Here is a 14,306-nt window from a genome sequence, read left to right on the forward strand (position 1 = left end):
TGGGCGATTGTGAAACAATTACAGAGAGGTTGTTGTTGAACCATTCCATTGGTGAACTTTTCTGCTCCCAACCAGTTTTCTGATTCTTTCCTGGTTGCTGCCTACATCACAGCTTACGAAGATGGGGAAGCGTTGCATGCCTGTATTAGTGCCATCCAGGCTCAGTCCTACCCGGTTCAGCAAATTCTGGTTGTTGATAATTCGCCTCAAGCGCTCCCCCTCTCGCCGTCCCACCAGTCAGAACCCTCTCTCTTAGTCTGGCACCATCCCGAAAACCTGGGAATTGCGGGTGGGCTGGAAATGGCTTTCAATTGGGCCGCAGCACAGGGATTTGATTTTCTGTGGACCTTTGACCAGGACAGTACCCCCGCTTCTGACTGTTTGGCCCTTCTGTTGGAAGCCTACAGCCATTTAGCAGGAGAAGATTACCCAATTGGAATCGTTGCCCCCACTGCAATTGATACCAGGACGGGAGAAATCGTCAAGCCCAGCCTGTTCCTGGGCGATCGCTTCTGGGGCTTTTTGCCACCCAACCCCACCGCCCCCTACGAATGCGATGCACCCATTACTTCTGGTTCTCTGGTGCAAATGCAGGCTGCCCAACAAATTCCTCCCCCCGATCGCCAACTTTTTATAGATGGAATTGACCTGGATTATGGGTTGCGACTGCGAAAAGCGGGGTTTCATAATATCGTGGTTCCCGCGGCCCAAATGTATCACCGCTTTGGGATACCCTTTCAGATTGAACTGTTGGGGCGAAAAAAGGCATTTCAGCTTTACCCACCCTTACGCTACTACTATATTTGCCGTAATCAAACCTATCTTGAGCTTATCCACTCTCAGGGAAGACACAAACTCACCTGTATTCTGCGACGAATTAAGTATTTGATTATGACAATCCTTAAGATTCTGGTGTTTGATTCTGGTTCAGAAATAGAAAAGGTTCGTGCCTGTATTGTTGGCACTTATCATGGATTTGCTGGCAAATTAGGAAAGCGCTGGTAGAGGATAAACTTCTAGAATGAATTGCGATCGCACACCACTGGTTTCTATCATTTTGGTCAATTACAACGGAATGGATGTGATTGAAAATTGCCTGCGATCACTGCAACAATTTTTTCAAGCCATCCCCTACGAAGCGATTGTGGTTGATAATGCCTCTCAGGATGGAAGCCCAGATCTGGTTGAGCAAACCTTTCCCCAGGTTTATCTCATCCGCCTAATGGAAAATCGGGGTTTTGGAGCAGGGAATAACATCGGAGCCAAAACCGCCAATGGAGAATTCCTATTCTTTCTCAATACCGATACTCAGCTAACTAGTGATATTTTGCCAACTCTGGTCACGCTGATGAAAGAGCATCCAGATGTCGGAATTATCGGCCCAAAACTTCTAAACCCGGATGGAAGTTTACAGCTTTCTACAGCCTGGTCAATCAGTATTACGGGGGAGTTCAAAACTCTACAACAGCTTAAAGACTACGAGAGCTCCTATCATCAAGCCGCTATTGCTCGACGTTTTGATCAAACCCATGAAGTGGATGTCGTTGTCGGAGCTGCTTTTTTGATCAGAAAAACTCTGTTTGAAACTCTGGGTGGATTTGATGAGAGCTTTTTTATGTACTTTGAAGAGTCAGATTTGTGCCAGCGTGCCCAATATTTGGGTTGGAAAATCCTGTATACTCCCGCAGTTTCGCTGATCCATATTCGAGGTCATTCAACCGATAAAATTGCTGGTCAAATGGCAATTGAATATCGTCGCAGCCAACTTTATTACTATCAGAAACATCGCCCTTTATGGGAGCAGGTAGTTTTAAGGCTTTATTTGCTATTCAAGTTCGCGATCGCCACTCTCCGGTCTACAAATCCAATCTATCGCACACTGATACGCCTCCTGCTCGACTTCAAGCAATACCCATTGAAACCACCCCAGCACGGAAAGCGCTCACCCATTGTTAATACCTTCCGCTGATCCTAAAACTGCTTTGGCCGCTTCACAATCAACCTGAATTTGGGCTTTCAGCTCTTCCAGAGAAGCAAACTTTTGTTCAGGTCTTAGAAACTTTTCCAAACTCACCACTAGAGTTTGCCCATAGAGATCCCCTGACCAGTCCAGCAAATACACCTCCACCACCTGCCTTGTACCATCCACTGTAGGGCGGTAACCAATGTTCATCACGCCTGGCAGGGTAGGAGCAATCAAACTCAGGATATCTCCTTCCTGACAGATATGAACTCGAACTGCATAAACTCCCAGTCTGGGCAAAAATTTCTGTGGCGGGAGCTTTAAATTTGCCGTAGGAAACCCCAACTTACGACCCAACTGTTGCCCCTGAAACACCTTACCAACCAGAGAGTAGGGGCGTCCCAATAGCTGATTAGAAAGCGGCAAATCCCCCGCTTGCAGAGCCTGCCGTATGGCTGAACTGCTGATCCGCTCTCCGGCCAGGCTTTTAAGCGGGGCGATCGTGACTTCAACGTCATGAAGGGAGGCGATCTCCTGCAAATCTACCGCAGTGCCAGTCCGCCCCCGGCCAAAGTGAAAATCAGAGCCAACGCTAATTCGCCGCGCTTGCAGTCGTTGCAGCAACACCTGTTCTACAAACTGCTCTGGGCTCAGGCTTGCCAGTTCTCGGTCAAAAGGCAGCAGCACCAGTTGCTGAACTCCAAGGGCACTGAGCTGTGCCGCCTTTTCATCCACTGGAGTGAGCAAACAGCGAGGTTGACCGCTAAAAAACTCCTGGGGATGGGGATGAAACGTAACAACGGTTGAACAGAGCTTTTCGTTCGTACTCTTTAGCTGAGGCGGCAAAACAGGTTGAATCACCTGCCGATGCCCCAGATGTACACCATCAAAGTTACCAAGGGCAACGGCAGTAGGGGTAAGAACAGCTGTTAGCGATGAGGTAATCCACACGCTTTACATTTTGACACAAATCGATCCGCTACCAATCATTGACCCAAAAGTGTACTCAAATCGTGATGACTTCTGAGTATTTAATAATGGAATAATGGCGGCTAGAGACGCTCATCATGACCTTGTCAGGTTCCACTTAAACGGAAACCCCAACCTCTGAAGAAGTTGCTTCCAAAGGTGCCGGTTCTGGGACAAGGAAAGCAGAAGCAATTTGAATCGAAAGTCCTTCCTTCGCCATAAAGCCATTGGGAAATGCCGTTGCAACCTGTTCCCCCACCCGATCCAAAAATTCGTCACTGTGCAGTGGGTCGTGGTGGAAAATGAACAGCCGTTTTACCCCAGCCGCTTTGGCTACTTTAACTGCTTCCTGCCAGGTGGAATGGCCCCAGCCAACCTTACTGGTTTTTTCTGAGTAATATTCTTCGTCTGTATACGTTGCGTCGTAGATGAAAACGTCCGCATCGCGGGCAAGGTACAGAACATTTTCATCCAAATGGTCAGGAAAGTGTTCGGTATCGGTAACATAGGCAGCCGAGTAACCTCGCCAGTTGACCCGGTACCCCACTGCCTGCCCCGGATGATTTAACAAAGCGCTCTCTACAGAAATTTCTTCACCAATTTGAATGGGTTTTCCAATTTCCACATCGTAAAACTTCAAATCAGCTCCCATAATTTGCAGCGGAACTGGGAAATTGGGGTGAAGCATCTGGTCATTGAGGCGCTGTTCAACAGTTGCACCGTTGGGAGCGATTGCACCGTAGATATGGAATCGATTTCCTTTGATAAAAGCAGGTGTAAAAAATGGAAAGCCCTGAATATGGTCCCAGTGGGAATGGGTGAAGAAGATATGCCCCTCAACCGGCATTTGCGATAGAAGTGACTGCCCCAGAACCCGGATTCCTGTCCCCCCATCGAAAATCAGGCGATCGCTCCCCACCCGCATTTCAACACAGGGAGTGTTCCCGCCGTACTTCACCGTCTGCGGCCCTGGACAGGCAATGCTTCCCCGAACACCCCAGAAGGTGATTGTGAACTGGTTTTCCGTGTTGGACATGGATGATTCTTGCAGGATTCTATTGAGTTTCCAGGTTTGACATGGTTTCAGATCCAGCACCTCCGGCCTGGTCAAGTGTCAAATAAAACCTGGTCGAGTGTCAAATAAAAACAGTACGCTGGAATGCCCCTCATGGCAGCTTTATAAAAATCTTTGCGCTAGTCAGTGATCGCGATCGCTTCAGCTTAGTGATCCTGAGCAATGGTAGTGTTTCTCTGACTATTTCAAACTGTACCGCCTTTTCAAATATCTGAAAAATTGTATTGATTTAGCTATAGCCACTAGGCTTAAGACAGGGTGCAGGGGTTCCACCCCTGGTTGGGACCGCAGCCCCCACACCCCCCTTAAAGCCAATGTCCTAAGCAACCTGGCGACAGTTATACCTTTGCATTAAAGTACCCCTCCCACCCATGAGAAGAACAGAATGGAGGCAAGATTTTCTACCAAAAGGTTGAAGTGGGGGTAAGTGGGAGTAGATGGGTGAGTGGGTGGATGAGTGAATGGGTAGATGAGTAGATGGGTAATGAGTAGATGAATTTTGAGTTCCTGCCTCACCCCTCACTTCACTACCCCCCCTATCCCGCTCCAAACTCTTCAATTGAGAATGGGTACTGCTGGAGGGCTGCCAATCCTGTGATGGAGGTTAAGTTGTATTGCAAAGGTGTGATGGTGATGTAGTTACTGCGAATGGCTTGGACATCAGTAGGAGCTTGTTCTGCGAAGTCGGAAGTCTCATCTACATCTTCTAGCAGTTCACCCGCCAGCCAGTAGTAAGTTTTGCCACGCGGGTCAACCCGTTTCTCAAATACGTCTACGTAGCGACGAATGCCCTGCCGGGTAATGGCTACTCCGGCGATCGCCTCCAGTTCTACGGCGGGCACATTCACATTCAGTAATAACAGTTCTGGCAGGGGAGCTTTGGCCAATTTGGCAACCAGCGATTCTGCAAAGGCAGCGGCGGGCTCAAATTCACGAGAGGTGAAACTGCACAGGCTGAATGCAATGCTGGGAATTCCCTCAATCAACCCTTCCATGGCCGCAGATACAGTCCCAGAGTAGAGCACATCCGTTCCCAGGTTAGAACCGTGGTTGATGCCCGACAACACCAGATCGGGAGGGCTATCTAACAGCGCCCAGAGTGCAAGCTTTACACAATCTGCCGGAGTACCCGAACAAGCCCATGCCTTCACTGCGGGATGAAATAAGGATTCCACGATCTCCGCTCGAATGGGTTGATGCAGGGTCAATCCATGCCCCGTTGCTGATCGCTCCTGATCGGGGCACACCACACTCACTTCATGTCCTGCCTCTGCTAACCGATTCGCTAGCGATCGAATCCCCAGGGCAGAAACGCCATCATCGTTGCTAATCAGTAGTTTCATCGGCTCCTTCTCTATCTCCAGCTACCATTAGAGCGTTATGGGTAGATGAGTGGAAGGGTAGATGGGTAATAGAGTGAAGGTCTAGATGAAAACTTCAAATTCCTCACTCCATCACTCCTCCACTCCCTCACCCTCTACGATTTTGCCTAACCTGGCGCTGAAATTATCTACAAGACCAGCTCCAACCTCTTAAACTGGTAGGATAGTTGTGTTTTGCCTGTACTAATGCAGGTTTAATATTTTCGATTTATTTTCGATTCACTTTTCCTTCCACTCTCCTATGACCGTTCAGTCTCAAGAACTCGAAGCTCAACTCGAAGCCATTCGCCTGGATGCCCAGCAGGCTCTAGCTGCCACCGAAACCCTAGAGCAATTAGAGCAGTTGCGGGTGAAATATTTGGGCAAGAAAGGTCCAATTCCACAGGTTTTGGGAGGAATGGGAAAGCTGGATGCCAGCGATCGCCCCCGCATTGGTGCACTGGCAAACGAAATTAAGGAGGCGATTCAAAGCTATCTAGAACGTCGTCGCCTGATGTTACAGGCTGCCCAAATTCAGGCAAAACTTGAGGCAGAAACCCTGGATGTTACCATGCCCGGCGTTTACCGGCCCCAGGGAAACACTCACCCCCTCAATGCCATGACCGATCGGGTCATCGATATTTTTGTGGGTCTGGGCTACACCATTGCCGAAGGCCCGGAGATGGAAACGGATTATTACAACTTTGAAGCTTTAAACTTCCTGCCTGATCACCCCGCACGGGATATGCAGGATACGCTCTATTTACCTGATGGCAATATCCTGCGGACGCACACGTCCTCAGTGCAGATTCGCTACATGGAAACCAACGAGCCACCAGTCAGAATCGTCATGCCAGGCCGCTGCTATCGGCGGGATACGGTAGACGCCAGCCATACAGCGGTATTCCACCAGATTGAGTTTTTGGCGATCGATGAAGGACTAACCTTCACAGACCTCAAGGGAACGATTAAGGTATTCCTGGAGCAAATGTTTGGGGATGTGCCCATTCGGATGCGTCCCAGCTTCTTTCCCTTTACCGAACCGTCTGCCGAAGTTGATCTTCAATGGAAGGGACGTTGGTTAGAGATTATGGGCTGCGGCATGGTGGATCCCAATGTCCTGAAAGCTGTGGGTTATGATCCAGAGGTTTATACAGGCTTTGCAGGAGGAATGGGGGTCGAGCGCCTTGCAGCCGTTCTCCACCAAATTGACGATATTCGCCGCTTTTACACCAGCGATTTGCGCTTCTTGCGGCAATTTTGAGTAAGTTTGCAATTCAATTGGCGGATTCAGTTCCCATTTGCATTCTGTTCGCCATTGCCTGTAGACGTTCCAGAGGGTATTCAGCAACGAACGTATCTAATCGCTTCGGGTACCCGCTGGTACCGTAAACATAGAGAATGCCATTAATGGTGCGGCTAGACACGATTAAGTCGAGCGCTCTAGCTAAGTTTAGACACTGGGTCAACTCTTTTTGCGTCATAACCGGGTTCAGGAGTGCTTTTAATGAATTCTTAGGAATGTTTTTAAGTGGTTTAATCACCGATGAGGTTGAAATCTCTGAAACAATCCTAAAGGGTATGTGTTCACCACTACGCAAAGTTCACAATGGCTGACATGAAATTTATCAATTCCTCAAAGTTACACAGTACGGACGAGTCCATCCACGAGACTTGAAGCGCTAATGGCTTGTCAATGATAATGGACTATTAGTCGTTATCGAAAGCGATGTGTAGAGCCAATAGACAATTCCACCTTAAAAAGATATACTACATATACTACAAACTCAATTTGGTGTTACATTGTAAAATCCACGACTCTTATTCAACCTACTCTCCCCCATTGAAGCTGTGACAGACTCAGGACTTTATAAAGACACCGTCAACCTGCCCAAGACTAACTTTGACATGCGTGCAAATGCAGTCAAACGGGAGCCAGAACTTCAGGCATTTTGGCAAGAGCAGCAAATTTACCAGCACCTGTCACAAACGAACCCAGGTGAGCTCTTTGTGCTGCACGATGGCCCCCCCTATGCTAATGGTTCTCTCCATATTGGGCATGCGCTCAACAAAATCCTGAAAGATATCATCAACAAGTACCAGCTACTGAAAGGACGCAAGGTCCGTTACGTGCCTGGTTGGGACTGCCATGGGTTGCCGATTGAACTGAAAGTACTACAAACTCTTAAGCCTGAGGAACGAAAAGAACTGACCCCCATCAAGCTGCGGCAGAAAGCAAAGGAATTTGCTCTGAAAACGGTTGATGAGCAGCGTCGAAGCTTTAAGCGCTATGGGGTTTGGGGCGACTGGGACCATCCCTACCTGACTCTCAAGCCTGAATACGAGGCTGCCCAGATTGGAGTTTTTGGACAGATGGTTCTCAAAGGCTACATCTACCGCGGGCTGAAGCCTGTTCACTGGAGTCCCAGTTCCAGAACAGCCTTGGCAGAAGCGGAGTTGGAATATCCAGAGGGTCACACGTCGCGATCGCTCTACGCTGCATTTGAAGTGACCAGCCTTCCCCCCGCTCTCCAGGCTTCCCTCGATGCTTACCTGGGTGAACTGGGCGTGGCGATCTGGACAACGACTCCCTGGACGATTCCTGCCAATCTGGCTGTTAGCGTGAACCCCGATCTCGTCTATGCGATCGTTGAAGTAGGTGAAGGGTTGAATCTGAAAACCCGTTTAGGGCCGATGCGCTACCTGATTGTGGCAAAAGACCTGGTTGAAAGCCTTTCGGAGACTTTAGGCACCAACTTGATGGTTCAGGCAACGGTCATGGGTAAAATGCTGGAGCACACCACCTACCGCCATCCCCTGTTCGATCGCCAGAGCGAAATTGTCATCGGCGGTGATTATGTAACTACCGAATCGGGGACGGGACTGGTTCACACAGCCCCCGGTCATGGTCAGGATGACTATCTGGTAGGGCAACGGTATGGCTTACCCATCCTGTCACCCGTGGATGATGACGGTAACTTTACAGAAGAAGCAGGACCGTTTGCCGGGTTAAATGTGTTAGGTGATGGTAACAGCGCAGTCGTTGATGCCCTCAAAAAAGCAGGTTCTTTACTGAAGGAAGAGCCTTACGTCCACAAGTATCCCTACGATTGGCGAACAAAGAAACCCACCATCTTCCGTGCCACAGAGCAGTGGTTTGCTTCAGTTGAGGGGTTCCGGGAGGAGGCGTTGAAGGCGATCGCCAGTGTTACCTGGATTCCGGCCCAGGGTGAAAACCGCATCACCGCCATGGTTGCTGAACGTTCCGACTGGTGTATCTCCCGCCAGCGCAGTTGGGGCGTTCCAATCCCGGTCTTCTACGACGAAGCTACCAACGAACCGCTGCTTAACGAAGAAACCATCAACTATGTGCAAGCCATCATTGCAGAACGGGGGTCAGATGCCTGGTGGGAACTGCCCACAGAGGAACTTCTGCCGAAAAAATACCGGAATGATGGGCATTCCTACCGCAAAGGGATGGACACAATGGATGTCTGGTTCGATTCCGGTTCTTCCTGGGCTGCTGTTGCAGAACAGCGTCCAGAACTGCATTACCCGGTGGAAATGTACCTGGAAGGCTCAGACCAGCATCGGGGCTGGTTCCAATCCAGTTTGCTAACTAGCGTTGCTGTAAATGGTTGCGCTCCCTACAAGGCTGTTCTGACCCACGGCTTTACCCTGGATGAACAGGGGCGCAAAATGAGCAAGTCCCTGGGGAACACGGTTGACCCAATGGTGGTGATCAATGGGGGCAAAAACCAGAAGGAAGAGCCTGCCTATGGAGCCGATGTTCTGCGCCTGTGGGTGTCCTCAGTAGACTACTCCTCAGATGTGCCCATTGGCAAAAATATCCTGAAGCAACTGGCCGATGTCTATCGCAAGATTCGGAATACGGCTCGCTTCCTCCTGGGCAATTTACACGATTTTGAGCCAGCTCACAATGCTGTTCCCTACGAACAGTTACCTGAACTGGATCGCTACATGCTGCACCGCATGACGGAAGTATTTCATGAGGTAAATGAAGCCTTTGAAAGCTTTCAATTCTTCCGTTTCTTCCAGACTGTGCAGAATTTTTGTGTGGTTGATCTGTCCAACTTCTACCTGGATATTGCAAAGGATCGGCTCTATATCAGTGCAGCCGATTCTCCCCGTCGCCGCAGTTGTCAGACGGTGCTGGCAGTGGCGTTGGAAAACCTGGCGCGGGCGATCGCCCCTGTCCTCTCCCACATGGCGGAGGACATCTGGCAGTACCTGCCCTATCCAACTCCCCATCAGTCCGTTTTTCAGGCGGGATGGGTGACGTTGGATGATCAATGGCAAGTTTCCGATTTGGCAGAGAAATGGCAAACGCTGCGTCAGATTCGGGCAGAAGTTAACAAAGTCCTAGAGCAAGCACGGGCAGAAAAGGCGATCGGTTCTTCCCTGGAAGCAAAAGTGTTGTTGTACGTGGCGGACACCCAACTGCGGCAGGTGCTTCAAACGCTCAACCCAGCCGACAACCTCAGCGGTAACAGAGTAGACGAGTTGCGCTATCTCTTTTTGACCTCTCAGGTTGAACTGCTGGCATCGGAGGATGCCCTGAAGGATTTGAAGTACCGTTTTCAGTCCGAATCTCTAGGGATTGGGGTAGTGGACGCGGATGGCGAAAAGTGCGATCGCTGTTGGAACTATTCCACTTCGGTCGGCAAGTCCGCTGCACACCCGCTTCTTTGCGATCGCTGTATCCCTGCCCTATCAGGCGACTTCTAGCTCTGGGTAGTTGCCGTCAGGCTTCTGCCCTGACTAAATCCAAAGATCTGATCAAACGGACGTATATTCTCCCGAATAATCGATGCTTGTTGTGGGCTGAGTGAACGGCTGTCCAGCAGAACTTGCAGGAGAGATCGAAAATCAGAATATCGTTGACGGGTTGATTCTTCCAGATAGGTCACCCGATTGGAACTGTCATTAACCCCTCGGACAAATACCTCCATCGAGGGAATATCATACTTCCATCCCGATGGGTCATACGCATCAATCAGCAATCTGAGCAGCAACAGGCGGAAGTAGATGTCCTCAAACGGTCCCTTAGTGGTCTGGAAGCGCCGGTAGCTGCCAGTGACATAGTTAAAATGAATAAACCCGACTTCCCTAGATTCACAGCCAATTCTCTCAGGGGGAGTCTGGCATTGAGCCCAGTAAGTAGCATCACAGGAATGACGTTTACCAGCAATGATTTCATCCTGTCCGCGATGCTGCCAGGGTCGAAAGCTACGAAACCAATTGATGTCAAAAATAGACTCCCAGGTTGCAACCACATGATGAATGCCCTGTTCTGCAAACCAGGGATCCCATGCCTTGCTGACCCCTCGAACGGCTAAATTTTCTGCAACACAGGCTTCATAGTGTTTGCGCAGAAAATCAGGTTCTTCGATGAACAGATCAACATCATGGAAAAGAACGTGGGTGGTTCGCACCGCATTAATCCCCCGCACCACCTGCAGCCAGTAGTTATTGTGGTAGTTGTTATAGTGACGAGTCGCCAGCCTTTCTAGGGGATTTTGGGACACCAACCGAACTGGGCTAGCCGAGTAATTTTGGGTCCACTCCTCCATCCGTTCAATAAAGCCAGGCTGGAGGCGATTATCTGGAACAACTAGGGTTTCAACCAGATCTCGAGGATCCTGCTTTGCACAGGTTTCCAATGCTATTTTGAGGAAAAACGGTAAGTCCCCCGGAACCAAAATCATGATAGTATATCCAGGAATCAATTCAACAGCAGGCTTTTTCCAATGGGGATAAAGCAGTTTCCAAACTTGATTTAAGGACATGATGGGCAAATAGGTAAACTTTTAATTTCTATTCTGTGGGCAAGCTAAAATCGTTAAGAGATGCACCCTCCTCCCAGAAACCAATCCTTTTCAGGATCACATTAGCTTCAGGAACGAGAAATTATAGTGGTGTAGCGATCCTATGCGGAACTCCTTCTCACAAAGATTCTCTATCTCACAACTGATTTAGGACTGTTATAGTCATCATGAATAGTTAGGACGGGGTGCAGGGGGTGGAACCCCTGGCTGGGGGCTTCGCCCCCAGCCTCTCTCTAATTCCCAATGTCCCGATGCACCCGCGTAGAGCTATAGATAACTCGACTTTCCTTTGCAAACGAATGGTGTTCGCCTTTTCGGAGAACTAAATTTCCGGTTTTATTCCAATCCGTAATCTTGAACTCTAAACCACAGACTTTAAGCGAAGTTGCGCCGCCTCGGCTTGCTGTTCAGCGAGAGTCTCTTCAAAGATTTCAAGCATGCGATCAACCTTTGAATCCCAATCAAAATAGTTCGTCCGTACCCGTCGTCTGGCTTCCTCACCTAACTGGCGGCGTAATTCTGGTGACTCTGCCAGACGGATCATGGCTGCTGCCAGACCTTCAATTAGTTTCTCCCTAGAGCCAGGTTCCACCAGAATGCCGCAGGTAGAGTTTAAGTATTCGGCAGGACCGCCCCATTTAGTTGCAACAATTGGCAAACCGATTGCCATCGTTTCAAGCAAGGCGAGACCACCACACTCCCGTACCGAAGGCATAACGTAGACATCACTGCTCCGGATCATTTCCATACAATCCTCTAAAGCAAGTCGCCCGTGAAACTTCACCCGTGTCTGAATCCCTAATTCATTGACGCGGGCTTCCAGCACGCCGTGCAACTTGCCATCACCAATGATGTCCAGGACGGAGTTGGTTTGTTCTGCCACTGTCTTAAAGGCTTCAATCAGAAATTGAGCCCCTTTCCAGTCAATCAAACGTCCACAGAAGATGAAACGAACTGGCTGGTCGGGTTGAGGCGTATGATACTGCTTAGGTTCCCAGCGAGTCAGATCCACTCCACTTTCCCTGAGATGGTAAACCTTTGCCCGATGCCCTTTGGGCAGAAGTTTTTCAGTGCGTTCGTTGCACACAATCAGTGCATTTGCTCGCAATTTACCGGGAACCAGCATATTGGCAAATTGGGACAGGTACTTGCCAATATTGATTGAAATTTGAGTAAACGGAGATTCCATGTACTTAAAGGCTGGTGGGAGATCCATCCCTCCACACATAGGCCCGATGACAGTGGGTACACCAATGTCGTACATAAAACTGAGCCCTCTTGGGGAAATGGGCGAAGGCTCAAACACCAGATCGATGTTCTGATCCTTAACCAGTTGTTTGACAGTTTTTCTAGCCTGGAATTGGGTGATGCTGTGTAAAATCCGCCCAAAAATCAGATCTTCGATTCGGTAGGGAAACAAATGGCTGAATTTGTAAACCAGGACTTGAAGTAAACTGTCTTCTACAAAGCTGATTTTTTGAAACACCTCAGAGGGAAGCGTTTCACACAGTTCATCTCGCGTACGGGCATGGCAAATCATCCAAACGTCAACACCACGAGCCTGGAAAAGATTGAAGTAGTAGAGCGGAACGCTGGTTTCTCCACTCATTCGTAGCGAAACATTCTCAGTGACAATGAGAACCCGCATTGAACGTTTTTCTGGTTTCCTTTCTGAAGCGGTCGCGTTATCTATTAACACGCCAGTCATAGACTCTACTCCGTTGGTAATGATTTAAGTTGAGGTCGTTTGGAAGCAAAGGTGCAGATAACCGGCAACTGGGATAGTGAATCGACAAATGAATCAATAAAATATTTCAAGAGGCTAACGCCTGGAAGACCAAGGAAATGACGAGGTCAGCATCGTCTTGGGTCAAGGAGGCGCTGACAGGTAATCGTACGATGCGATCGCAAATGGCTTCAGTTACACTCATGTCGCCATACACCCGCCCATATTTAAGCCCTGCTGGAGCATTATGTAGCGGGACGTAGTGAAACGTTGCCTGGACTCCGTTTTGCTTCAAGTAGGACAGAATTTCAGTACGAGTCTCAATGCCATCCACAATCAAGTAGTAGATGTGGGCATTGTGCTGACAATCTGTAGGCACGTATGGGCGCCGGATGTTGAGACGCGACTCCAGTTCGGCAAAGGCTTTGTGGTAATGCTCCCAGATCTCCAAACGGCTCAAGGTGATGGTTTGGGAGTTCTCTAACTGTGCCAGAAGGAAAGCCGCAATCAGATCACTGGGCAGGTAAGACGAGCCAATATCAACCCAGGTGTACTTATCCACCTCACCCCGGAAAAACTGACTCCGGTTCGTCCCCTTCTCCCAAACAATTTCTGCACGTTCTACAAGTGCGGGGTCATTAATGACCAGAGCGCCTCCTTCGCCAGAGACAACGTTTTTTGTAGCGTGGAAACTGAACGCTGCCATCTGTCCCATGCTGCCCAGAGGCTGACCTTTGTAACTGGCGACAAAAGCCTGAGCCGCATCCTCAATCACTAATAATCCGTGGGACTCTGCGATCGCTCGAATCGAGTCCATCTCACAGCCTACCCCCGCATAATGCACAGGTATGATCGCCTTCGTCCTGGAAGTAATTGCAGCTTCCACCTTTGTTTCATCCAGATTGAGCGTATCGGGGCGAATATCAACAAAGACAGGAATTCCCCCTCGCAAAACGACCGAGTTTGCCGTGGAGACAAAGGTAAACGACGGCATAATCACTTCATCGCCAGGCTGAATATCAGCCAAGATCGCTGCCATTTCCAGTGCCGCCGTGCAGGAATGGGTAAGCAACACCTTCTGACTGCCAAGGTAATCCTTCAACCAGGCCTGACACTGTTTGGTAAAGCCGCCATCTCCGGCAGTATGCCCACCAGCGATAGCCTGATAGATGTAATTAAGCTCTTTACCCGTAGTGTAGGGTTTGGCAAAAGGAATGTTGGTCGGCACCTTTTTAGTAGTTACGTTTTTAGTAGTTCCGTTATGTGTGACTTCAAGGTCTTTTGGCAGCATGCTTACGTAATCTCAGCTAAAGGTCAAGTTAGATCTAGCAACAAAGGCTTCAAAGAAATCTAAAGATCTTGG

General features: G+C 49.2%; 11 protein-coding genes. 4 read left to right on the forward strand and 7 right to left on the reverse strand.

What is annotated here, in order from left to right:
* Window positions 1-51: 51 nt before the first annotated feature.
* Together P4D80_RS09345 and P4D80_RS09350 are read left to right on the forward strand one after the other, a co-directional pair.
* The gene (locus P4D80_RS09345; protein ID WP_421659512.1) at window positions 52-1,005 is read left to right on the forward strand and encodes a glycosyltransferase family 2 protein; all 954 of its coding nucleotides are present in this window, start codon (window positions 52-54) and stop codon (window positions 1,003-1,005) included.
* Between the two features lie 16 nt (window positions 1,006-1,021).
* Window positions 1,022-1,969 (forward strand): glycosyltransferase family 2 protein, encoded by a 948-nt coding sequence (locus P4D80_RS09350; protein ID WP_421658854.1) that lies wholly within the window; start codon window positions 1,022-1,024, stop codon window positions 1,967-1,969.
* On the opposite strand, the gene P4D80_RS09355 is transcribed toward P4D80_RS09350, so the two are convergent.
* From P4D80_RS09355 to surE, 3 genes are all read right to left on the reverse strand, one after another.
* Complete coding sequence (locus tag P4D80_RS09355) at window positions 1,943-2,914, reverse strand: bifunctional riboflavin kinase/FAD synthetase (RefSeq protein WP_421658856.1); 972 nt, start codon at window positions 2,912-2,914, stop codon at window positions 1,943-1,945. The two genes, P4D80_RS09350 and P4D80_RS09355, sit on opposite strands and share 27 nt — an antisense overlap.
* 136 nt (window positions 2,915-3,050) lie before the next feature.
* Window positions 3,051-3,968: an MBL fold metallo-hydrolase gene (locus tag P4D80_RS09360; RefSeq protein WP_421658858.1), complete on the reverse strand. Its 918-nt coding sequence runs from the start codon at window positions 3,966-3,968 to the stop codon at window positions 3,051-3,053.
* A gap of 575 nt (window positions 3,969-4,543) precedes the next feature.
* Window positions 4,544-5,350: a 5'/3'-nucleotidase SurE gene (surE, locus tag P4D80_RS09365; protein WP_421658860.1), complete on the reverse strand. Its 807-nt coding sequence runs from the start codon at window positions 5,348-5,350 to the stop codon at window positions 4,544-4,546.
* A gap of 280 nt (window positions 5,351-5,630) precedes the next feature.
* On the opposite strand from surE, the gene pheS reads away from it, so the two are divergent.
* Entirely contained in the window at window positions 5,631-6,632 is a 1,002-nt protein-coding gene (gene pheS / locus P4D80_RS09370; protein ID WP_421658862.1) for a phenylalanine--tRNA ligase subunit alpha, read from the forward strand.
* A 13-nt stretch (window positions 6,633-6,645) separates the two neighbouring features.
* Here pheS and P4D80_RS09375 read toward each other — a convergent pair whose 3' ends face one another.
* Window positions 6,646-6,852, reverse strand: coding sequence for a hypothetical protein (locus tag P4D80_RS09375; RefSeq protein WP_421658864.1), 207 nt, complete (start codon window positions 6,850-6,852; stop codon window positions 6,646-6,648).
* A gap of 367 nt (window positions 6,853-7,219) precedes the next feature.
* On the opposite strand from P4D80_RS09375, the gene ileS reads away from it, so the two are divergent.
* Window positions 7,220-10,117: an isoleucine--tRNA ligase gene (ileS, locus tag P4D80_RS09380; protein ID WP_421658866.1), complete on the forward strand. Its 2,898-nt coding sequence runs from the start codon at window positions 7,220-7,222 to the stop codon at window positions 10,115-10,117.
* Here ileS and P4D80_RS09385 read toward each other — a convergent pair.
* From P4D80_RS09385 to rffA, 3 genes are all read right to left on the reverse strand, one after another.
* A complete protein-coding gene (locus P4D80_RS09385; protein ID WP_421658868.1) occupies window positions 10,114-11,178 on the reverse strand; it encodes a hypothetical protein in 1,065 nt (354 codons plus the stop codon). The two genes, ileS and P4D80_RS09385, sit on opposite strands and share 4 nt — an antisense overlap.
* Before the next feature lie 400 nt (window positions 11,179-11,578).
* On the reverse strand, window positions 11,579-12,925 hold the full coding sequence (locus P4D80_RS09390) for a glycosyltransferase family 4 protein (protein WP_421658870.1): 1,347 nt from the start codon (window positions 12,923-12,925) through the stop codon (window positions 11,579-11,581).
* A 106-nt stretch (window positions 12,926-13,031) separates the two neighbouring features.
* On the reverse strand, window positions 13,032-14,234 hold the full coding sequence (gene rffA, locus P4D80_RS09395) for a dTDP-4-amino-4,6-dideoxygalactose transaminase (protein WP_421658872.1): 1,203 nt from the start codon (window positions 14,232-14,234) through the stop codon (window positions 13,032-13,034).
* Window positions 14,235-14,306 lie beyond the last annotated feature (72 nt).

Origin of the sequence: Leptothermofonsia sp. ETS-13 (assembly GCF_049200465.1) — a bacterium.
Classification (GTDB): Bacteria; Cyanobacteriota; Cyanobacteriia; order Leptolyngbyales; family Leptolyngbyaceae; genus Leptothermofonsia.

What these genes read in the sequence shown, in the direction of transcription:
- P4D80_RS09350 (WP_421658854.1), top strand. Translation starts at nt 1,022, where the DNA reads ATGAATTGCGATCGCACACCACTGGTTTCTATCATTTTGGTCAATTAC.
- P4D80_RS09360 (WP_421658858.1), bottom strand. Translation starts at nt 3,968, where the DNA reads ATGTCCAACACGGAAAACCAGTTCACAATCACCTTCTGGGGTGTTCGG.
- surE (WP_421658860.1), bottom strand. Translation starts at nt 5,350, where the DNA reads ATGAAACTACTGATTAGCAACGATGATGGCGTTTCTGCCCTGGGGATT.
- pheS (WP_421658862.1), top strand. Translation starts at nt 5,631, where the DNA reads ATGACCGTTCAGTCTCAAGAACTCGAAGCTCAACTCGAAGCCATTCGC.
- P4D80_RS09375 (WP_421658864.1), bottom strand. Translation starts at nt 6,852, where the DNA reads ATGACGCAAAAAGAGTTGACCCAGTGTCTAAACTTAGCTAGAGCGCTC.
- P4D80_RS09385 (WP_421658868.1), bottom strand. Translation starts at nt 11,178, where the DNA reads ATGTCCTTAAATCAAGTTTGGAAACTGCTTTATCCCCATTGGAAAAAG.
- P4D80_RS09390 (WP_421658870.1), bottom strand. Translation starts at nt 12,925, where the DNA reads ATGACTGGCGTGTTAATAGATAACGCGACCGCTTCAGAAAGGAAACCA.
- rffA (WP_421658872.1), bottom strand. Translation starts at nt 14,234, where the DNA reads ATGCTGCCAAAAGACCTTGAAGTCACACATAACGGAACTACTAAAAAC.